At 67.3% G+C, this 20,518-nt stretch carries 21 protein-coding genes and 2 pseudogenes; 8 read left to right on the forward strand and 15 right to left on the reverse strand.

Going from position 1 to position 20,518, the window contains the following annotated elements; all coding sequences use genetic code 11:
* The 4 genes from FNH05_RS10800 to FNH05_RS10815 all read right to left on the reverse strand — a co-directional run.
* Positions 1–775 (reverse strand): DUF222 domain-containing protein (locus FNH05_RS10800; protein WP_144587215.1); only part of this gene is annotated, 775 nt, incomplete at its 3' end.
* A 396-nt stretch (positions 776–1,171) separates the two neighbouring features.
* On the reverse strand, positions 1,172–1,594 hold the full coding sequence (locus tag FNH05_RS10805; RefSeq protein WP_144587216.1) for a DUF6444 domain-containing protein: 423 nt from the start codon (positions 1,592–1,594) through the stop codon (positions 1,172–1,174).
* Positions 1,595–1,703: 109 nt separating this feature from the next.
* Positions 1,704–2,966: a group II intron reverse transcriptase/maturase gene (ltrA, locus tag FNH05_RS10810; RefSeq protein ID WP_144587217.1), complete on the reverse strand. Its 1,263-nt coding sequence runs from the start codon at positions 2,964–2,966 to the stop codon at positions 1,704–1,706.
* 634 nt (positions 2,967–3,600) lie between these two features.
* On the reverse strand, positions 3,601–4,674 hold the full coding sequence (locus FNH05_RS10815) for an Lrp/AsnC family transcriptional regulator (protein WP_144587218.1): 1,074 nt from the start codon (positions 4,672–4,674) through the stop codon (positions 3,601–3,603).
* Positions 4,675–4,826: 152 nt separating this feature from the next.
* Between FNH05_RS10815 and FNH05_RS10820 the strand changes: the two genes are divergently transcribed.
* Entirely contained in the window at positions 4,827–5,543 is a 717-nt protein-coding gene (locus FNH05_RS10820; protein ID WP_144587219.1) for an SDR family NAD(P)-dependent oxidoreductase, read from the forward strand.
* Positions 5,544–5,638: 95 nt separating this feature from the next.
* On the opposite strand, the gene FNH05_RS10825 is transcribed toward FNH05_RS10820, so the two are convergent.
* Together FNH05_RS10825 and FNH05_RS10830 are read right to left on the reverse strand one after the other, a co-directional pair.
* On the reverse strand, positions 5,639–5,896 hold the full coding sequence (locus tag FNH05_RS10825) for a hypothetical protein (RefSeq protein WP_144587220.1): 258 nt from the start codon (positions 5,894–5,896) through the stop codon (positions 5,639–5,641).
* Positions 5,897–6,310: 414 nt separating this feature from the next.
* On the reverse strand, positions 6,311–7,237 hold the full coding sequence (locus FNH05_RS10830; RefSeq protein WP_144587221.1) for a hypothetical protein: 927 nt from the start codon (positions 7,235–7,237) through the stop codon (positions 6,311–6,313).
* A gap of 219 nt (positions 7,238–7,456) precedes the next feature.
* On the opposite strand from FNH05_RS10830, the gene FNH05_RS10835 reads away from it, so the two are divergent.
* Positions 7,457–9,013 carry a tetratricopeptide repeat protein gene (locus FNH05_RS10835; protein ID WP_144587222.1) on the forward strand — a complete coding sequence of 519 codons (1,557 nt, stop codon included), beginning with the start codon at positions 7,457–7,459 and terminating at the stop codon, positions 9,011–9,013.
* A 4-nt stretch (positions 9,014–9,017) separates the two neighbouring features.
* Here the strand turns inward: FNH05_RS10835 and FNH05_RS10840 are convergent, their stop codons facing one another.
* The 3 genes from FNH05_RS10840 to FNH05_RS10850 are packed head-to-tail and all read right to left on the reverse strand — an operon-like array spanning position 9,018 to position 11,538.
* Complete coding sequence (locus FNH05_RS10840; RefSeq protein ID WP_144587223.1) at positions 9,018–9,992, reverse strand: D-alanine--D-alanine ligase family protein; 975 nt, start codon at positions 9,990–9,992, stop codon at positions 9,018–9,020.
* A complete protein-coding gene (alr, locus tag FNH05_RS10845; protein WP_144587224.1) occupies positions 9,989–11,122 on the reverse strand; it encodes an alanine racemase in 1,134 nt (377 codons plus the stop codon). The genes FNH05_RS10840 and alr overlap by 4 nt, the downstream gene beginning before the upstream one ends.
* A complete protein-coding gene (locus tag FNH05_RS10850; RefSeq protein WP_246127655.1) occupies positions 11,119–11,538 on the reverse strand; it encodes a M15 family metallopeptidase in 420 nt (139 codons plus the stop codon). Before FNH05_RS10850 ends, alr begins: the two co-directional genes overlap by 4 nt.
* 231 nt (positions 11,539–11,769) lie before the next feature.
* Here FNH05_RS10850 and FNH05_RS10855 point away from each other — a divergent pair, with 231 nt between their 5' ends.
* On the forward strand, positions 11,770–12,459 hold the full coding sequence (locus tag FNH05_RS10855) for a response regulator transcription factor (RefSeq protein WP_144587226.1): 690 nt from the start codon (positions 11,770–11,772) through the stop codon (positions 12,457–12,459).
* Positions 12,452–13,636 carry a sensor histidine kinase gene (locus FNH05_RS10860; protein WP_144587227.1) on the forward strand — a complete coding sequence of 395 codons (1,185 nt, stop codon included), beginning with the start codon at positions 12,452–12,454 and terminating at the stop codon, positions 13,634–13,636. Before FNH05_RS10855 ends, FNH05_RS10860 begins: the two co-directional genes overlap by 8 nt.
* Here the strand turns inward: FNH05_RS10860 and FNH05_RS10865 are convergent.
* Positions 13,620–13,985, reverse strand: a complete 366-nt coding sequence (locus FNH05_RS10865; protein ID WP_144587228.1) for a hypothetical protein — start codon at positions 13,983–13,985, stop codon at positions 13,620–13,622. The two genes, FNH05_RS10860 and FNH05_RS10865, sit on opposite strands and share 17 nt — an antisense overlap.
* Before the next feature lie 150 nt (positions 13,986–14,135).
* Between FNH05_RS10865 and FNH05_RS10870 the strand changes: the two genes are divergently transcribed.
* From FNH05_RS10870 to FNH05_RS10880, 3 genes are all read left to right on the forward strand, one after another.
* The gene (locus FNH05_RS10870) at positions 14,136–14,726 is read left to right on the forward strand and encodes a TetR/AcrR family transcriptional regulator (RefSeq protein WP_144587229.1); all 591 of its coding nucleotides are present in this window, start codon (positions 14,136–14,138) and stop codon (positions 14,724–14,726) included.
* 82 nt (positions 14,727–14,808) lie between these two features.
* Entirely contained in the window at positions 14,809–15,195 is a 387-nt protein-coding gene (locus FNH05_RS10875; protein WP_144587230.1) for an MFS transporter, read from the forward strand.
* Positions 15,196–15,241: 46 nt separating this feature from the next.
* Positions 15,242–16,141 (forward strand): MBL fold metallo-hydrolase, encoded by a 900-nt coding sequence (locus FNH05_RS10880; RefSeq protein ID WP_144587231.1) that lies wholly within the window; start codon positions 15,242–15,244, stop codon positions 16,139–16,141.
* Between the two features lie 39 nt (positions 16,142–16,180).
* Here the strand turns inward: FNH05_RS10880 and FNH05_RS10885 are convergent.
* Both FNH05_RS10885 and FNH05_RS39175 read right to left on the reverse strand, forming a co-directional pair.
* A pseudogene (locus tag FNH05_RS10885) lies at positions 16,181–16,390 on the reverse strand (response regulator transcription factor); the annotation flags it as partial.
* Between the two features lie 38 nt (positions 16,391–16,428).
* Positions 16,429–16,731 (reverse strand): annotated as a pseudogene (locus FNH05_RS39175) (ATP-binding cassette domain-containing protein); the annotation flags it as partial.
* 387 nt (positions 16,732–17,118) lie between these two features.
* On the opposite strand from FNH05_RS39175, the gene FNH05_RS10895 reads away from it, so the two are divergent.
* A complete protein-coding gene (locus FNH05_RS10895) occupies positions 17,119–17,319 on the forward strand; it encodes a hypothetical protein (RefSeq protein WP_144587233.1) in 201 nt (66 codons plus the stop codon).
* A 291-nt stretch (positions 17,320–17,610) separates the two neighbouring features.
* Here FNH05_RS10895 and FNH05_RS10900 read toward each other — a convergent pair whose 3' ends face one another.
* The 3 genes from FNH05_RS10900 to FNH05_RS10910 all read right to left on the reverse strand — a co-directional run bounded on the left by FNH05_RS10900 (position 17,611) and on the right by FNH05_RS10910 (position 20,466).
* Positions 17,611–18,243, reverse strand: a complete 633-nt coding sequence (locus FNH05_RS10900) for a hypothetical protein (RefSeq protein ID WP_144587234.1) — start codon at positions 18,241–18,243, stop codon at positions 17,611–17,613.
* 123 nt (positions 18,244–18,366) lie between these two features.
* Positions 18,367–18,579, reverse strand: a complete 213-nt coding sequence (locus tag FNH05_RS10905) for a hypothetical protein (protein WP_144587235.1) — start codon at positions 18,577–18,579, stop codon at positions 18,367–18,369.
* 324 nt (positions 18,580–18,903) lie between these two features.
* Positions 18,904–20,466, reverse strand: a complete 1,563-nt coding sequence (locus FNH05_RS10910; protein WP_246127656.1) for an LCP family protein — start codon at positions 20,464–20,466, stop codon at positions 18,904–18,906.
* Positions 20,467–20,518 lie beyond the last annotated feature (52 nt).

Consider the following 20,518-nt stretch of genomic DNA (forward strand, 5'->3'; position numbering starts at 1 on the left):
CGTGTCCGGCGAGTTCGGCGGGTTCGTTGCGTAGCCCGGTCCAGGTCAGGAAATCCAGATATACGAACACTTCCGCCCGCGGCGGCTCCACCTCGCAGGCCACGCCCAGGCACAGATCGGAGAACACGTCCGCCCGTAGCTCGTCGAGGGTGCGTTCCTCGCCGTTGCTGCGCAGTCGTCGAGCGACGCGATCGACTCGGGTGTAGATGGTGGCGGCGATCTCCGCCGGAAGATACGCGTACAGCGTGGCCATCCCGTCGTCCTCATGGCACAGCTGAACTTTGCGACCCCGCTTGCGCTCCTCACACCGCCGCGCGTGCCCGTCGGGGTCGACGCGGGCGACGGTTCTGTTCACCAGGCGCCGCACCGACGTCGCATCCCGGGCGGTGATCTTCCCGGCGACTCGGGCATCGACTTCCCGGGCTTGGTCATCGGCGAGGACCGAGGTTTGGTCGGCCACTTTCGACGCGCGATACGGATCCAGCTCACCCCGCCTCATCGCCTCGAACGTCCCGGGTAGCCGCCGCGCCAAATCCCGGGCCAGCGACACCTGACCCTCCGCCTGACGCGCACCGTAATGCAATTCGAGGGCGACCTCCTTCGCCACCGAATCCGCATCCCCCAACGCCGCCACCGCGGCCAGTTTCACCGCCTGACACGCATTCGCACAGGCCTCAGCCGCAGCGATCAGCGACAACACCTCATCCCGATCGAGATCGGCGATGCGGTCGTACAGTTCCGGATCAGGCCCGGAAAACCCCCAGTTTTCGGTCACTCCATAATTCTATCGACGACACAACACCAACAACATCACACATTCAGGGAAGATTTTGGGTAACTGGTCAGTTTATGTGATGACCGGTAGACATGGGCGGCCTTGGAATGCGCCACCTCGGCGGCGGCGATCTCGTCGCGAGCCAACGCGAGGAACCCGTCCAACCCAGACGCGGCACGCCGGGTAACCGCCGAGACCGTTCCCGGCGAGACCGGAGTGCCGAACAATTCCGCCAACGCCTGAGCAGTCCGTGCTCAGGACAGGAACTGACCCAGATACAAGTAGACGATGATCGCGGCGACCCGCGGCCCATACGACGTGGGCGCCTCGACCCCGTCCGGAGCATCCGCACAGGTCACAACTCCGCACCGGTACTGCCGAGCCACCATTTGATGTTCAGTCACTCGCACCCGGATCGGCGGCATCGAACACCTGGCGACGCTCCACACCACTGGCCGGCGCACCCGCCAACCCCTCGCCGCAACCGCGACACCGATCAGGCTCCTGCCGCACAACCTCGTCCGGATCCGCCACCTGCGCCAACGTCGACCCTGAATGCCCAGCCTGACCACCGGGCTTTCGCCCCGTCCTGCCACGCAACGACTTCCGCACCGGCTTGGCCAACCCATCCGACGACGGCGGCTTCGACGAGTTCCGACTGTTCTGCCCCAACTGCCGCTTCAGATCAGCAACCTCAGCCCGCAGGGACTCCACCACATCCCGCAACTCCGACACCATCCCCCGAAGCGCCGCATTCTCCGCAGCAAGCTCCTCATAGGACGGACGCCGATCGTCGAGCACAACAACCTGATCGACCAACCACCCAGGAGATCAACTCGCCACGCCGTCAAGCAGTCGAGTAGCCGGAGGGAATCTCACCCTCCGGCTCTCACAGAACCGTGCGTAACAGTCTCCCGTTACACGGCTCTTACCATCCCGCTGGCAGGAAATCTCGCGTGTAGCTCCAGTGGTAGAACAGTCTCGGCGCTATGGCTTGGACGTTCTTCCACCATTCGTGGAGCCTTTTGAACGCGCGTAACCGCCGATACTTCTTGCGAGCCCACCGCACCAAGTAGGTGTTGATGCGTGCACACAAAGCAAACAGCTCGCTCCGATAGAACGCGCCGTAATAATTCAGCCAGCCACGAACGATCGGGTTGATCCATCTCGCGATTTCCCCGAGATGGCGGTTCGAACGCTGATGAATGCTCCATCTGCGCACTTCTTGGGTCATGGCCTTCACGGCGTCCTTGCTAACAGCGGGAAGAAAGGACGTGAATGTTCGTCCTCGCTTGCTCCGCGCCTTCCTGGCCCGAAACTCATACCCGAGGAACGTGAACCTGGTGACCGGATGGTTCTGCTGCCGCTTCCCATCCTTGCAGTACACGATCCTGGTTTTGTCCGGGTGCAAGGTCAGACCGACACTGTCCAGCCGGTCACCGATCTGTGCTCGCAGACGAGTGGCCTGTTCCTGACTGGCGCAGTGCACCACGATGTCATCCACGTACCTCTCGAATGTCACCGCCGGGTAATCCCGCGCCATCCACGCATCGAACGCGTAGTGTAGAAACAGATTCGCCAGCACTGGGGAGAGCGCGGATCCCTGCGGGGTCCCGCGCGTCCGTTGTTCCGTCGTGCCGTCTGAGTGCTGTATGGGCGCTTGCAACCATCGCGTCACATACAGCACCACCCACTGCTGGTCGGTGTGTGCCCGTACGGCCTTGACCATCAGGTCGTGGTCGACGGTGTCGAAGAACTTCTGGATGTCCAGATCGAGCACCCAGTCGCTCTTCCAGCACCGACGCCGGCATGCCCCTACCGCGTCCAGCGCCGACCGGCCGGGCCGATAACCGTAGGAGTCCCGGTGGAAGATTCCCTCCACACGTGCCTCCAAGTGGCTCGCTACAACCGTCTGCGCCACCCTGTCCGCAACAGTCGGCACACCCAGCGTCCGAGTCCCGCCCCCGCTCTTCGGTATCGCTACCGCTTTCACCGGAGGCGGAAAGTACGAACCCGAGGACATCCGATTCCAGATCTTGTACAGGTTTCCCTTCAGATCCTTCTCGAAATCCGCGACCGACACTCCATCCACACCAGCAGCACCCTTGTTCGCCGCAACCTTCCTATATGCTTCCTGCACCGCCCACTTCGATATCTCGAACGGCTTTCCTGTCGACTCCATCTCACCCATCAGGCTCCTCCCAGACAATCTGGTTGACCCACACAAGCAGACCGGATGGCCCGACCCCTTCGCTCCATCCCCATTACAGGGACTTCCCCACTACTACGAGTCGGTCCGCCGACTGATCCCGTCTCGGTACTCGATCCCTCACGGTTTTCGCCGCTTGGAACACTCCCTCACGCCACCCACCGGGCAGCCTCAACGGGACCAGCCTTCCCACGTTCCTTACGAGAGCAGCAGACCAGGTTCACGTCGCCTTCATGCCGGACACCGCCTGGCCAATAATCGAGCACCCGCCAGACTCATCCCGGAACTATCAGCTTGATTCCGGTTTTGATGCCACTTCAAGTAACTTAACGACACGTCCTCAGCGATTCACTCGCGTTCGTCTCCCTGATCCCCACCTAACGCCTCTCACGACGCCTTTTCCACATCGCTCACCACGATCCCGTCACCGGTCACGCAGCATGTGGCGGTTTGAAGCCTCCCCTCGAAGAGCGGCTCCGGAGGGCCAAGCCTCCATCTCTCGCAAAGCACCACAAAGGAGACAATTACCTACAACCTTCCCTCCTCCGCGCTCGTGGCACACCCTGACCAGTTACGATTTTTGTTTCTTGTAGCAAGCGAATATTTCCCGGCCCGCTCACGACTCCCCTCCCCGTCGCTCGTGCTTCGGGCGGGCGATTCCCGGATCGACGAGACGGTCGCCGGACACGAGCGTACCGGCCTGCTTGATCTGCTGGGCCAGCGGAGAAACCTCCATGCTCTGGAGACCGGACAAGGACCCGATGCGGTCCGAAGTGAATTCGAACAGTTCGTCGAGATCCCGGCAGTGCGCGACGGCATGGATGTTGTAGGGACCGGAAACGGCCGCGGCGAAGGCTATTTCGGGTTCCTCCGCCAGGGCGCGTCCGACGCTTTTGACCGCCGACGGGTGCACGCGGAGCCAGAGGTTCGCGCGCGCGTGAAAACCCAGTGCCGCCGCGGCGATCTCGACATCGATGTGGACCACGCGGCGCAGGAGCAGGGCTTGCAGGCGGCGTGAGGCTCGGCCAGGGGTGAGGTCCGCCGCGGCGGCGAGTTCGACGAGACTGGCACGACCGTCCGCGGCGAGAACGTCGAGCATCCTCTCGTCCTCGGGGGCGAGTTGCACCGGATCGCGAACGACCACCGGGGATTCCGTGAAAGGGGCCCCGCTGCTTCCGAGCATCGACTCCTGCTGCGGAGTCAGCGCGCCGCGGAGCGCGGCCCAATAGTGGCCGCGGCCTCCGATGAACTGGCGGAGCATCGCGGACGCGTTGACGTCGATGACCGCCGCGGTGCGCGGAAGCCGCCGACCGAGTAGGTCATCACGCTGTTCCCGCGACCGCGACCGGACCCAGCAGGTGATTTCGGAGCCCGCGGCACCGAGCGCCACCCAGATGACGTCGTCGCGCCGCGCGAGGGCGTCGGCGATCGCCGCAACGCTGCCCGGGCGGCAGCGCAGGCGCACCAGCCATCGGCTCTGCCCCAGTGCCCCGGTATCGACGATGCCCGCGACGCGGAGGACGCCCTCGGCACGCAGCCGGCGGTACCGGCGGCTGACGGCGCCTTCGGTGAGGCCGAGCGCGGCCGCGATCGAGGCGAACGAGGCCCGTGGAGCGACCTGGAGTGCGCGAAGGAGACGCACATCCTCGGCCTCTACAGCGGCGGATTCACTCAGATGAGGGCCTGCCATGAGGGCAATCCTACAAATCCGCCCCCGAACGTGGCCGGAAGGCGGCGGAGCGGAAAGACTCGGAGGCATCAGCACGGCGCGTGGCTGGGGCCGCTCGTGGCGGTTCCCTCGCGCGCTCAGGGTGAAAAGCCGAAGAAGGGGGATGACGCGAAATGTCATCAACTGACGCGGGCCGGCACACGCCGACCGCTCTTATCGTCGGGGCATCGCGCGGTCTCGGTCACGCGATGGCGGCCGAATTCTCCGGCAGAGGATGGAACGTCATCGGCACGGTCCGGGACACCACCGCCCGGACGCCCCTGCACGAACTGGCGGACCGCTACGACGGACGCGTCTCGGTCGAGTGTCTCGACATCAACGAACCCGCTCAGTTGGCGCCCCTGCACGAGCGTCTCGCACCACGGGAACTCGACGTGCTTTTCGTCAACGCGGGAACCACGAACAATGGACAGACGCCGATCGGCGCCGTGCCGACCGCCGACTTCGTCGAGGTGATGGTCACCAACGCGCTCAGCCCCATGCGCGTCATCGAAACGCTCGAAGACCTCGTGTCCGCGACCGGACTCATCGGGGCGATGTCCTCCGGGCAGGGCAGCATCACGAACAACACGACCGCACTGCGCGAGGTCTACCGGGGCAGCAAAGCAGCACTGAACATGTTCATGCGCAGTTTCTCGGTCCGGCAGGCCGAAACGCGGCGCGCGTTCGTACTCATGGCGCCCGGCTGGATCCGCACGGACCTGGGCGGGCCGGATGCGCCACTCACCATCGACGAGACCGTCCCGCGGGTGGTGGACGTTCTGCTTTCGAGACTGGGGAAGCCCGGTCTCGCGTATCTCGATCGTTTCGGCCGGACCGTACCGTGGTGACCCCTGCCGGGCGGGTGCTCAATGCTGTTGAGCACCTCTGTTTCCAGTGGTAAACCAGCGGTGCCAGCTTGGGCACGCGACGTCCGACCGCCTGGTCAGACCAGCAGCCACACGGTGACCGGAACCAGCAGCGCGAGGCTCCCGCCCGTGGCGACGATCGTGGGCACGCCGAACCTGCGCCGGACCGCGGCCGCCACTGCGGCGAGATAGCAGGCGAGTCCGGCGAAGATGCCGAATGGGATGAGGTATTTCTCGTGCCACCCCCAAGGCGACACAACCTGGGCGGTGTTCCCGAACGGCCTGCTCGACCAGACAATCTCACCCGGCGCCCGGTACTTCGGTGCGTCCAGCACAATGGGATTCCACAGAGGACAACCGGCCTCGCCCTCGCACGCCATGGGATCACTGGCCCAGAACTCCCCCGTGCAACGCCAAGTGATCGGCGACGCCCGATCACAGTGCTGCGTGGTGAACACACCGCCGTCCCCACCGCCCCGCGCGCTGCGCACCGCCCACGGCGCCAGCCAGGCACCGACGAGAACCGGAAACACCGCAACGACAAGCAACGCGACCGCAACCCGTGCTCTCCATCGGCCCACTTTCGAGATCCTAGCCAAACAACGGACGTCTGTTCGGGCAGAAGCCGGGGTTGGCCGGATCCTGCCGTAATGGCCACTGGCCATGGTGGACGTTGGTCGCCGCACCGATTCGCCAGGTCACGTCGCCATCGGCCACTTCGACCGACAAAGATCCGCTTGGTCCCCCGCTCACCCCTCTGCGCGGGCGGCTTCCAACGCGGAACGCGGGAGCACGGTGCCTTCCGGCCAGGGCAGCATTGCCAGCCGAAGCAACCCCGGCGCGACTTCGCCGCTGTGCCGAATGCGGGCGGCGTCGGCCGCGATGTCCGTGAGGAGCACCTCGATCAGCCGGGCGAACCGACGGTGGCAGACCTCGGGGCTGGTCCGCTCGGACCGGGAAAACTGGTGGGGGGACAGGTAAAGCTCGTTGTCCACGGTGCGCACCCACAGCACCTGGTCCAGGACCAGCTCCGCCAGCGGGCTGCCGCCCGGGAGCCGCCGGGTCAGCACGGTGCGCAGCAGACCGTTCCCGGTTCGGACGACCGGGGCACGCGTCTGGGGATCGATGAGGATCTCGGTCACTCCGGTCGTCGGCTCGACCAGTTCGACGGCGGCGGTTCTGGGATGCCGGTGTAGCCGACGGCTCCATTCGGCTGCCGGCCGCCGGGCGGGATCGAGATCCCGGGCACCGTGGAAGGGAAACAGCTCCCGGCGCTGGAACCGGCCCAGCACGTGCCGGACGCAGGAGGCCGCGTCCGCGTCTTCCCGGTCGAGAATCTTCAGCCAGCCACGGCGGTGTTCCTCTGCGTCCGTCCTTTGGGAACTGGCCCCTGCGTCGCGCATCAGGCCGTCCAGGTGTTCCAGCGCGGCCCGGGCCGGATCGTTCTCCGGGTACTCACGTGCCATGCGCTCGGGCATCGACGGCAGTCCCGTGAGGGCCGGTGGCCGCGACGCGGCGTAGTCCCTGAACTCGTCGTAGCTTCGGCTGCAGGGGCACCAGGTGGTCGAGACGACCGAGTCCGAGGCTTCCAGCCCGTAACCCCACTCCTCGCCGAGGATGACCTGGCAGCCACCGTCCCCGTGCGCACTCGGCTCATGGCCGCAGCCACATCTCATCGGCTCCCTGCCCCGTCGTCGGTGCTGTCCGTCTCGGGCAAAGTCAAGCCTGGCCGTGCCTATGACGGGGGCACATGACCGGTTCGCGCCAGCCACGGGCTTCTCGCCCGCATCGCTGTTACGGTGAGAGCGCATCGGCCGAGTGGCCTCGCCGGAATCGACCTCACCGAACTGCACAACACCGCGCGCGGTGCTGCCCTGTGACGGGAATTCAGACCAGTGACGACGAGTGACACGTATCGGGCGTTGATCGACGCCGAAGGACAGGTCGAGCGGTACCGCCGAAGGCTTGCGCGGTCCGACCGGCCCGGCGATCGCGGCGCACTGGCGGGGGCATTGGTCGAGCTCGCCATCCTGCTGCAGACCAGCGATCGGGTGGACGAAGCGCTCACTGCCCTTCGGGAGAGCGTCGACCTCTACCGGCGGCTGTGCCGCGCCGACGCCGCAGGCTACTTGCCCGGCCTCGCCCTGGCCTCGGAGTTGCTCGGCGGAGCACTCGGCGCAATACCCCATCGCCGGGACGAGGCGTCGACCGCCGCCCGAAGCGCGGTCGAGTTGTACCGCACCCTCGCCCTCGTCGACGGGAAAACCTACGGACCCCGCCTGGCCACCGCATTGGCCCAGCTCGGAAACCACCTGGCCGTGCTGGGCGATCGTGCCGACGCACTGGCCGCGCTGAGAGAAGCCGTCGACCTGCGCCGACAGGACGTCCCGGGGCAGGATCGCGACTTCGCCGTCGCCGATGCCCTGGTGTACCTGGGCATCGCGCTGGACGAGTCGGGCAGCCATGACGAGGCGCTGTCAGCCATCGAGGAGGCGATCGGCCTGTATCGCCGACGGGTCGGGGCCGACGCGACGGCCACGCAGCTGACGGACTACTACGCGGCGCTGCTCGCGTACGCCCCTCTGCTGGCCAAGTCCGGCCACGACGGCGAGGCCCGGCGGTGCCGCCAGGAGGCCACCGAGCTGTATCGCCGGGTTGCGGCACTGGACCAGGGCCTGACCCGTCACCTCGCCGCGGGACTGCGGCGGTTCGGTTTCACCGGAACCGAGGACGGCCGGCCGGTACGCGCGGCGGCACCCGAGGCGGCGCCCGCACCGGATCCCGGCACACTCACCTACCTGCAGAAGCTCGTCGACGCCGGGGGCGAGCTCTTGGCGGCAGACCGTGCCGAAGAGGCACTGACCTTCGTGCGGCAGGCCGCCGACCTCGCGGGCAAGCATGCCGAAACGGACCCCCGGACCTATCTCCTTCCCGCCGCGAGGTGCCACCACGACCTCGGTCTCGTGCAGTCGAGGCTGGGCCGCACCGCCGACGCGGCCGAGGCTTATGCCGAGTCGGTGCGCTGCTACCGCCGACTGCTTTCGGCCGCCCCCGGCCGGTTCCTGCCCGGGCTCGCCGGATCGCTGACCAACCTCGGTGACGTGTTGGAAGATCTGGGCCGAGTCGCCGAAGCCGTCGAGCCGACCCGGGAAGCCGCCGACCTCCTCCGCCCACTGGCGGCGGGCGACCCGGTCCTTCTCCCCAAGCTGGCGCTGGCATTGAACAACCTCGGCTGGTTTCTGACCAAGCTGGGGCGCCACGCCGACGCGCTCGCTCCGGCTGGAGAAGCGGTCGGCATCCTCCGGCGGCTGGCGGCCGCCGAGATCGGCGAGCACCGGTACGAACTCGCCCGCGCGTTGAACAACCTCGGCGACGTACTGATCAAACTCCGTCGGCGCCGCGAAGCGCGCGCGGCCTTCCGGGAAGCCAAAGCCGTTTACCGCCCCTCGTAACCGGTTACACGGGGAGCATCGCTGTCGGCACCGTCGCGGCGTCTACCAGGCGGGCGACGAGTTCCTCATAGGACACTCCCGCCGCCGCGAACATGCGCGGTACCTGGGACTCGGCGGTCATTCCCGGCATCGTGTTGACTTCGTTGAGGACAGGGCCGTCCTCGGTGAGGAAGAAGTCGATGCGGGCGACTCCCGAACAGCCGAGTGCGTCGAACATGGCCAGCGCCGCCTCTTTGATCGCGGCGTGGTCCGTGCTGCCGAGGTCGGCGGGCACCGTGAACCGGGCGGTTCCGTTGTACTTCGTGGCCGTGTCGAACAGGCCGCCGGCGTGGATCTCCAGCGGGGGTGCGGCCCAGCGGCTGCCGTCGGCCTCCCGGAGGACCGCGACATCGATCTCCCGGCCATGGACGACGTGCTCGACGAGAATCCGATCGTCGTAGCGCGAGGCCGTGCGCAACGCCTCGTCCAGCCGGTTTGCGTCCCGAACCAGGGTGACGCCGTAGCTGGACCCGGCAGAGACTGGTTTGACGACGACCTCGGTCTCGAATTCGATGTCTTCGATCTCGGTCGCATGCACCAGACGTCCCGGGGCGACGGGTATCCCGATGGCTTCGGCGACGAGCTTGGTCACCTCCTTGTCCATGCCGACCGCCCCGGCCCGCAGGCCGGAGCCGACCACGGGTTTCCGGACGAGAGCGCACAGCGCCGCGAGCGTCCCGTCCTCCCCGAGGGGACCGTGAACCGCGGGGAAGACCACATCCGCCTGTTCGAGGAGCGGCAGCGCCGCGGCCAACGAGGCGGAAACGCTTGTGCCGAGCGGTTTCTGCCCGTGCCTCCACAGCCCGTCGCGGCCGATGGAAATGCCGCTGACCTGGAACCCGCGGGAGTGCAGCGCGCCCCTGATGGCGGCGGCGGTGTTCAGGGAGACCTCGTGTTCGGCGTTCTGTCCGCCCCCGATGACCAAAACGTGCTGAGTCATGCGATTGTCCTGTTCACTCGTGGTCCGATGCCGGTGACGATGGTGTGGGGGATGGTCCCGGCCCAGCGGGCCCAGTCGCGGATGGTCGGAGCAACCCCGTCCGGTGGGCCGAACACGGTCGCGGTCGTGCCGAGCGGAACGTGGTCGGCGCCGGTGTCGACGACGATTTGGTCCATCGAGACACGTCCGACCACCCGGTGGCGTCCTCCGTGGATCTCCACGGAAGCGTCCGGAGAGATTTCCCGCGGGATTCCGTCGGCATACCCGAGGGGCAGCACGCTGAGGTTGGTCGACGTGCCGGTGACGTACGTACCGCCGTAGCCGACCGGCGTACCCGCCTCGACGGTCGCGCTGTGCACAACCGGCGCGGTCAGCCGAGACGCGCCGTGCAGTTCGGTGGTCCCGGAGGGATCGATGCCGACCAGCCCGGCTCCGAGCCGGACCATGCCGAAATGGGTGGCCGGGTCGGTCAGCGTTCCCGAGGTGGCGGCCAGGTGTGTGAGCGGGACGTCGAGCTCCGCCGCCCTGGCCGCGTTTCCGGCCCGGCGCATGCGCGACACCGCCGGGGCGTTCGCCTCGGGATCGGCTTGGTCGGCCAACGGCAGATGCCCCATGAGGCCCACGACGCGGACCTTCCCCCGCCGTTCCCCTTGCCGTGCGCCTGCGATCAGCGCGTCCCACTCGGGTACCGGGCAGCCTTCCCGGGCCATGCCGGTGTCCAGGTGCAAGTGGATCCGAAGGGCAGCGGGCGAATGCTGTGCGAGCAATGCTTCCAGTTCGTCGACCGATCCGACCGCGATGTCGATCCGGCCCGTCGCCGCGGCCTCGGCATCGACACCGGACGGGTTCAACCACGTCAGGATCGGCGCGGTGAGCCCTGCCGCACGCAACCTCGCGGCCTCGGCGATGTCCGTCGTGCCGAGCCATTCCGCCCCGGCGGCGACCGCGGCCCGCGCGACCGTGATGGCGCCGTGCCCGTACCCGTCCGCCTTGACCACGGCCATGATCCGGGAACGAGTCCGCCGCCGTGCGATCGCGATGTTCTTGCCGATCGCCTCGGGGATCGTCTGCAGCGTGGGTGGCAGCAGATCGGCGGCTCCGGGGCGGGATATGCCGAGCGTGCTGGTCACTGCTGCATCCTCGGATCGTGTGTGGGGTCTGCATACAGGGGCGGGCAGCCGCCGTCGATGGCTTCGGGGCGCAGTTCGTAGTGCCAGGGTTCGTTTCGATAGATCTGGCACAGCCCGTACCGGGCGCCGTGCTCGGACAGCCACCTCCTGGCACCGGAGGGCCCGATGTCGACCGCGTGCCCCGCCACGTGGGCAGAGGTGTCCACGGTGGCCACCCATCGGGCGGCTTCCCTTTCCGAGCCGTACTTCGAGACGGCCTCACGGCGTAGATGTTCCTGGTAGTCCCGGGAACGCCAGCCACTGTTGACGAAGAACTCGACCCCGTCGTCCCTGGCATCACGGGCGGCCCGGCGCAGGGCGTCGAGCAGATCGGGATCGAGGTTGGCCACGGCCGGAACTCCGTCGAAGACCGTCACTGGGTAGAGGACAACGCCGTCGGCCTTGCCCAATCCACCATATTGGGCCGAGGACGCCAGCGAGTGGTAAATGCGCACAAGGGCAGCGAAAATGGCCGATCGGACACGGCGAGCTGCTGTTGGTGCAGATTCGCGACAGGTCATGCCTCCAGTCAAGGCAGCGTGGTGTTGCCGGCCCGTATGTGGTTTCCGATACGCCAACGATATTCTCCGGCTCGTAGCATCGAGATCATGCGTGTGTTGATCGTCGAGGACGAACCCTATCTGGCGGAGGCCGTCCGCGATGGCCTCCGGCTGGAAGCGATCGCCGCCGACATCGCCGGTGACGGTGACACCGCGCTGGAACTGTTGAGCATCAACGCCTACGACATCGCCGTCCTCGACCGCGACATCCCCGGCCCCTCCGGCGACGAGGTCGCCAAACGCATCGTCGCCTCCGGCACCGGCATGCCGATCCTCATGCTCACCGCCGCCGACCGGCTCGACGACAAGGCATCGGGGTTCGAACTCGGCGCCGACGACTACCTCACGAAACCCTTCGAACTCCGGGAACTCGTGCTCCGGCTCAGAGCACTCGACCGCAGGCGCGCCCACAACAGACCACCCGTGCGCGAGATCGCGGGCCTGCGGTTGGATCCGTTCCGCCGCGAGGTCCACCGCGACGGCCGCTACGTCGCGCTCACCCGGAAACAGTTCGCCGTGCTCGAAGTCCTCGTCGCCGCGGAAGGCGGTGTCGTCAGCGCCGAGGAGTTGCTGGAGCGGGCGTGGGACGAGAACGCCGACCCGTTCACCAACGCCGTGCGCATCACGGTCTCGGGACTGCGCAAGCGCCTCGGCGAACCCTGGATCATCGCCACCGTGCCCGGGGTCGGGTACCGCATCGAGCACCCGGCACCGGATGAGGGAGAGGACCGTGGATAGGGAGCCCGGTTTGAGCGTTCGCCTCAAACTCACCCTCAGCTACGCCGGGCTCCTCATGCTTTCCGGTGCCCTGCTGCTCACTGTCGTGTGGGTGTTCCTGCTGCGTTATGTGCCCGCGGATCCGATCACCATTCCCGGCCCCTTTACTTCCGGTCGATTCCCCGGTCTCTTCGCTCCCGGCCGGCTGCCCGGTCCCAATGTTCCCAGCCGGGCCGACCTCCTGCGCGCGTTCGTTCCGAAGATAGCCGCGGCGTGGGCGTTCCTGCTGGTGTTCGGCCTTGCCGGAGGGTGGATTCTCGCCGGGCGCATGCTCACCCCGCTGAATCGCATCACGGACGCCACACGCGTGGCCGCGAAGGGATCACTCTCCCACCGAATCCGGCTGCCGGGCCGCAGAGACGAGTTCCGTGAACTCGCCGACGCCTTCGACACCATGCTCGCGCGGCTCGAAGCACACGCCGCCGAACAGCAGAGGTTCGCGGCCAACGCCTCCCACGAACTGCGCACGCCACTGGCGATCACGCAGACGCTTCTCGACGTGGCCCGCAACGATCCGAACCGCGACACCGGAGAACTCGTCGCCCGCCTCCACGCCGTCAACACCCGCGCGATCGAGCTCACCGAAGCATTGCTCCTGCTCAGCCGCGCCGACCAACGGTCCTTCGCCCGCGAACCCGTCGATTTGTCCCTCGTAGCGGAAGAAGCCATCGAAACGCTTCTCCCCCTCGCGGAAAAACGCGGCCTCACCATGGAAACCTCCGGCGAGGAGGCCCCCGTTACCGGCTCGCCCGCGCTTCTGCTGCAACTGACCACGAACCTCGTTCACAACGCGATCGTCCACAACCTGCCCGAACAGGGCACCGTGTGGGTCACGACCGGCGTTCACCCCAGGACCGCGGTGATCACCGTCGAGAACACCGGCGAAAAACTCTCCCCGCAATTGCTTTCCACGCTTGTCGAGCCGTTTCAGCGCGGCTCCGAACGCATACGCACCGACCACGCGGGTGTCGGCCTCGGCCTGGCCATCGCCAAGAGCATCACCCAGGCACACGACGGAACCCTCACCCTCACCCCGCGCCCGGACGGCGGGCTCCGCGTCACGGTGCGACTACCCGCCGCGCCTCTGGGGGCTGTCGGCGGCCAGGTCGTCGAAGCTGCCATCAACGCGGTCGGTTGACGACCGGACAACGGGCATCGGCACCCGTTGTCCAAAGTAGACCGTGGACGGCTCCCCGGGCAACCATCGTCCGGAAAGAATGGCCCTCGACATTCCGCCGACCACGCCCGTAGGCAATACCGGCTACCGCCGCCGCGATCACGACCTCGGCCACCGGCGCACCGAGCCAGCCGGCCACAAGCAACGGTCCATCGCCATCGTCGGTACACGTTCCGCCCCAGCCGCAATCAGCTGTCGACACGTTGTACTTCCCCAGGTACCCCTCCACCAGTGCGAATGTCAGCACGAACTGCGCAACCACCGCGATCGACGTCAGAACGACGATCCGCCCTCTGGCCACATTCCGCACGGTGCCCTGTCACTCCTCTCGTCAGCCGCCGACACCCGGTTCGCCGGTGAGCACGAGAGCAGCGCCATCGCTTCCAGCGTCGTCCAGGAACGTCCACTCGATCCGGCGGCCACGAGCAGAAGGCTAAAGATTCGCGTTAAGCTGCAGGATATGACGACGAAAGGATCCCGTCCAGGCGGACGCAGCGCCCGGATCCAGCAGGCAGTCCACCAGGCGGTGCGCGACCTGCAGGACGAACTGGGGCGAGCGGAGCTGACCGTGCCGATGATCGCCGACCGGGCCGGCGTCACCCCGTCCACCATCTACCGGCGGTGGGGCGATCTGACCGAGCTGCTGTCCGACGTCGCCGTCGAACGGCTCCGCCCGCAAGCGCCTCCCGCCGACCGCGGAAATCTCCACGACGACCTGATGACCTGGGCCTCGGAGTTCCTGGAGGAGGTGTCGTCACCCACCGGCAGGGCCTTCATCGTCGATGCGCTCGGCGGAGATCCGGAACGGGGAAACGCGGGCCAGTGCTCGGCGTTCACCGCCGAGGCGGTAGGCATCATCCTCGGCCGTGCCGCTGCTCGCGGGGAACGGACACCATCGATCGAGATGGTCCTCGATCACGTGGTGGCCCCGATCACCTACCGCGTCCTGTTTCGCTCCGACAGGCTCTGGGACGACTCCCGGACCTTCGTCCGGACGCTGCTGTCGAACCTCGCCGCGATCACCGTGACCAACCCCACTCCGGGCAACTAACGCACAATATTTGCCTTAACACCCCGCGCCACTTAAGTTCGTTAACGCAAAGATTTTGCGTAACGATCTGAGTGAGTTGGTCATGTTCCCCACCACCGCCTCGGCGCCCCGCCCACAGGGCGAGTTCGCCGGGCACACGTGGTTCACCCTGAACGCCTCGATTCTCGTCGCGCTTCTGGCCGCCTCTGCCGCGCTGACCCCGCTCTACACCCGTTACCAGGCCGACTGGCACCTGTCCGCGCTCATGGTGACCGTGGTGTTCAGCGCCTACGCCCTCGCGCTCCTGGCCGCTTTGCCGGTCACCGGCTCGCTGTCCGACTATCTGGGCCGGCGCCCCGTCCTGATCGCCGCACTTCTCGCCGAGGCCGCCGCCATGGCCTGGTTCGCCGCCGCGGACGGTGTGCCGGAACTGATCGCCGCCCCGATCGTGCAGGGCCTGGCGACCGGCGCCGCGACCTCGTCTGCCTGATCTCCACCGGCCCCATCCTGCCCAACCGACTCGGGAAGAAGGAAGCATGAGCACCACCCAACCGCACTGGACCATCGGTGACACCACGATCACCCGCATCGACGAGGTCGAGTTGCCGCCCGAGACCGGTCCGTGGCTCCTCCCCCATGCCACCAAGGACGTCGTCGGCCGGCTGCCCTGGCTCCGGCCCGCGTTCGCCGATGCCGACCACACGATCCGCCTTGCCAGCCATACTTTCGCGGTTCGGGTGGGCGGCATGCTCGTCCTCGTCGACACGGGAATCGGCAACGGTAAGGACCGGGCCAACCCGGCCTGGCACAACCTGGACACCGATTACCCGGCTCGGCTGACCGCGGCCGGTTTCCGGCCGGAGGACGTGGACCTCGTCATTCTGACCCACCTGCACACCGACCACGTCGGCTGGAACACCCGCCGCGAGGCCGGTGAATGGGTGCCGACCTTCCCCAACGCCCGCTACCTCACCCACCGCACCGAATGGGACTACTGGGCCTCGGTCGCGATGGACGAGCCACGTCTGCGGATGTTCCGCGACTCGGTCCACCCCGTGCACGAATCGGGCCTGCTCGACCTGCTCGACGTGCCTGCCGGGGGCCTCGAGGTCGCCTCCGGGGTTCTGCTCGTACCTACCCCGGGACACACCCCGGGTCAGGTCGCCGTGCGGATCGAGAGCGGCGGCGAGCGCGCCGTGATCACCGGCGACAGCATCCACCATCCGGTGCAACTGGCACACCCACACCTCACCAGCTGCGTCGACATCGAACCGGACCAGGCGAAACGGAACCGCCACCACCTGCTCGACAGCATCGCCGACACCGGAACGCTCCTGCTCGGCACCCATTTCCCCGAGCCCACCGCGGGAACCGTCCACCGTGACGGCGACGCCCACCGGCTGGTGGGCGTGGCGCCCTCGACGAACCGGGACTGATCGGCGCACTTCGCCCGGCACGACTGACGCATGTGCGGTTCAGGCGTTGAGGTAGGCGAGAACCGCGAGGACGCGGCGATTACTGTCGCTCGACGGCGGCAGCAACAGTTTTCCGAAGATGTTGGAGATGTGCTTTGTGGCCGCGCCCTCGGTGATGGTGAGCCGCCGGGCGATCGCCGTGTTCGAGCAGCCTTCGGCCATCAGCTCCAGCACCTCGCGTTCGCGCGGGGTGAGCGCGGCCAGTGGCTCGTCCCTGGAACGGCTGTAGTTCGCCGGCGAAGGCGCCGTCGGAAGACGAAGCCGATCCGGTCGCGGCGCAGCCTGGTCAGCCGGGTGTCGTCCAGGCCGGAGAGGTCGGTGCCGCCGACGGTGACCGTGCCCGAGGTGGGCTGGACCAGTCCCGCGGCGCAGTGCAGGAAGGTGCTCTTGCCCGACCCGGACGGTCCCATCACGGCCGTGAAGGTGCCGTGGGCGAAGCCCATCGTGAGCCCGCGGAGCGCGGCCACCCGGCCGTCCCTACGGCCGTAGATCTTCGACACGGCGTCCAGCCGTACCGCCTCCGCCCGGCGGAGGTCCTGTGAAGTGTGCACTCGGGTTCCCCCCTATGCGATGACGCGCTTCTCGCGCGATGCCCGAGAAGCAGATTAGGAAGGAGACGGCCGCGGCACACTGGCCTTGAGTGGCGGATTCGGGGTGGAGGTTTCTCCACCCCGAACCGGCACCAACGATCTTTCGCACCCCTCTGCGACTGACTGTCCTTTGTGTACAGCAGTGGCGGCTGCGGGGCGGGCGCACGACAAACCATGAGCCCGGCAGGGGAATTTTGGGCAGGTTTCGCGAGCGGAAGCGCATTGACCGGCAGTTGTCCGGAGCACCTCGTGTAAACAATCCTCAGTTGTCCCACCACGAACGGAGGAGTTCAGGTGCTGCGCAGGCTTGTAACCGGTTTTGGTGCCGCACTGGCGATAGTGGCGGGCATGGCTTCCACTTCGGGGCTGGCCCAGGCCGACACCGCGCCCACCCAGCCTGGGACCTGGGTGTTCATCAAGTGGTACCCGGGGAGCGACAGCATGGCCTCCTTGTACCAGTGCAACCAGGACGCCGTTCAGCAGTACCCTGGCCACGACTACAACTGCACCCCTTCGGGTAACACGCTCCAGTTGTGGGTCCGCTTCTGAAGAAGCATCGCGTCGGCGGAATGACCGCCACCGCTGGCTGCGAGTGAAGACGGGTTTGGTCGACGGCGGTTCCAGCAGCGTCTCGACTGCATCGTCGTAGCGGAAGGGGCCTGACAGAACCGGCGAGGGGTCCAGGATTCCGTCGTCGATAAGCCTCAGCAACGTTCGACGCCGATAGCCACAAGAGCTGCGTGACCGACGCTGACCTACACACCACGGGGGCGCCGCAGGAAGTCGACCAAGCTGTGCACTGGACAATTCTTGAGTAATCGCAGCCCGAACGGTAGCCATTCACTCGCCTTGCCTGCCCCGCCGCCTGCCGAAATCCCACCAGCGTCTGCGGTACCCGTGGGCCCGTCCGGGTTCCGGGACACGAAGCACGGTGACCTGGTCCGGCGGGCGGTCCGGCCGGCGGCCCGGCCGCCCCTTGAGCTTCCGTTCAAGGCCCGCCAGAACCCATTCCTGGTGCCTCACCTCGCCGTCCTCGCACCACATCCGCAGCTCGATCGGCCGGCTCACCAGCGGCTCCAGCCACGCCGCCGCCCGCTCGACCAGGAACTCCACCGGCCCGGCATACTCCACCGGCCCCGGATACTCCACCGACATTTCCATCGGCCCCGTCAAATCGAACGGGATTTCGTGATGACACTCGTCACCGACGATGCGCGTCCCGTCGAACTCGACTCCGTAGCTGAGCCAGGTGTCCAACCGCACGCCCACGCGAAGCAGGTGCCTGCCGTCCTCAAGGGCGTGATAGGCCCACGTGTCAGAAGGATCGCAAGGCCAGGCGCGAGACGCCGCACGAGCACGCAACCCCGCCAGAAGGACGCGATCCGCCTCGCTGCTGGGATCAACCTCGACGGTGTCGTCGTAGAACCCGAACCAGCCCTGATCCAGGATGCCGTCGCCGGGCCCGGCTCCCATACGTACCCCCCGATGCTCGTCATGCCCTGCTCAATCGCAAGGTAGCGGGTCTGGGCTCCGGCGCTCGCCGCAGCGGTGAGGTGGGCCCTGCCGGGCGTGCGAAAACCGGCATCCCCGGCAGGGTCATCCAGCGGCATGATGACGGTCGAGATTGACGACGGAGCGAGTTTTGTGCTGCTCCGCCAGGGCGATCACGCCCTCGGCAAGGTACTGGTCGTCGAGGTCGGCCGGGTGACCATGGACGTCCCCCGTTCGGTCGGGTTCTTCCGTGGTCTGGTCGCGGCCGTGGGGCACGGCCTGATCGAACCACCGCTGGCCGGGAAGGCCCTGCAGCATCAGGCGTTGTCAGCCGCCGGGGAGCACGGGGTCGATCTGCGTGTCCTGGTCCGAACTGCTCGGCAGCCTTTGCACCCTCGCAGGGCGCAGGGCCGGGCGGATCACCTTCCGTCTCCACTGGTGGTGCTGTGCGTGGTTGTCTGGCCACGATCACCGCCCGGCCCCGGCAAGGCACGGTCGGTGCGGTGGTGTGCGGGGTGTGCGGTGGGATCGCGGCGGGCTGTGCCGCCGTGCTCATCTCGGACGTGTTCCACACCGGCTCGACCTGCCGCCGGCCCTTGCTCCTGCGACCTCCCACGACGGAACCGGGCAGTGCGGATTCGGCTATTTGACGCAGGGGATGCCGCCGCCGCTGATTCCGTTCAGCCCGGCGTCGCTGTTGTCGGCGGGCGCGGCGGGGGTGGTTTGTTGGCTGCTGGTGGGTTTGGCACCGGCGCGACCACCGGTGTCGCCGTTGCCGCCACTGGCAGGCAACCGGAAGTCGCGTCCCAGGACCAGCTGGATGTGCCCGGCAGCCAGTTGGGTGGATGCGGTAGCCGTGATCCGGCCGCCCAACGCCGTGGCGAGAGCGTCGGCGGTATCGCGTGCGCCGCTGCCGTAGAAGATGGTCGTGGTGGACAGGTGACGCGTGTCGGAGCCCACGCTGCTGACGGTGAAACCCTGTCCGGTGAGGAATTGCTGGGTCTGCGCGGTGAGCCCGTCCCGGCTGGTGGTGTCGGTAATGGACACCGCCGCCGTTTTCGCCGCCGACGGCGGCTGCGCCGAGGTGGAGGTCTGCGGGGCGCCGATCAGCTGGGCGACGATCGAGTGGATCTGGGCGGTGTCGACGAAGTTGACGTCCTCGCCCTTGGGGTCCTTGCCGAAGTGGTCGATCGGCAGGGTCACGAAGGTGACGTTGCCGCCGGTCAGGTTGGAGGCTTGCCGGGCGAAGGAAAGCAGGTCGAGCTGGGCGTCGAGGGCGGTGTTCTGCTTGGCGACGTCCATGATCTGCCGCAGGTTGGCGGGGTTGGTGAACGCGCCGCCCTGTTTGAGCTGGTAGGCCAGGGAAATGATGAAGGCCTGCTGCCTGCGCGCCCGGTCCAGGTCCGTGAAGTTCAACGCGGGGTGCACGTAGTCGCGGCGTTGCCGCACGAACGCCACCGCCTGCTCGGCGTTGATCTGCTGCTGTCCTTTGTGGAAGTTGGCGCCGGAGTAGTTGTCCTGGGTGTCCTCCGCCACGCACACCGTGATCGGCTGCACGACCTGGGCGATCTGGAAGAACGCGACCAGGGTGACCTCGACGAAATGGTCCACCGGCACGCCGCCGAGGAACTGGCGCACCGTGTCGATCTCAGCCTTGCGCCCGGCTTCGCGCGCCTGCTGCTCGCGTTGGACCTTGTCGGTCACGCCCTGCGCGTAGAGTTGTTTCGCCTTCTGATCGAAGGCGAAACCATAGGCTTGCTTGATCTTTCCCTTGCATACGCCGTCGGGGCAGCCGACCAGGTCCGCGTAGTCGTCTCGGGGAATGGACATCGCGGTCGCGCGGCTGCCGTCCCCGGGCACATGCAGCAGCATCAGCACGTTGCTGTTGTAGCCGCCGTCCTGCTCGTCCCCGGCGTGCAGCGCGTTGTAGATACTCTGCGGAAGCGGGTTCCCGTTCTCGTCCAGCCGCGAATCCAAGCCCATGATCAGGATGTTCGCGTCCCCGTGCGCCGAACCCGCCTCGCCCGCGAGAGCGTCCGACGTGCGCAGCCCCCCGGTCAGCGAGTGCAACTGCACCCAGCCGTACCCCGTGACCGCCATCACCAGCGTCGCGACGACCGCGAGTGCCGCCTTGCCGACCACCGCCCCGGAACGCCGGCGGCGAGCACCGGCCGGCACGAGACGGGACGTCTGCCGACTCCCCACTGCCCCAACCACTCCCTCCGGTTCCGGCCGTCTGGGACGGGCCGGGCAGGAG

Source organism: Amycolatopsis rhizosphaerae (genome assembly GCF_007713715.1).
GTDB lineage: Bacteria > Actinomycetota > Actinomycetes > Mycobacteriales > Pseudonocardiaceae > Amycolatopsis_E > Amycolatopsis_E rhizosphaerae.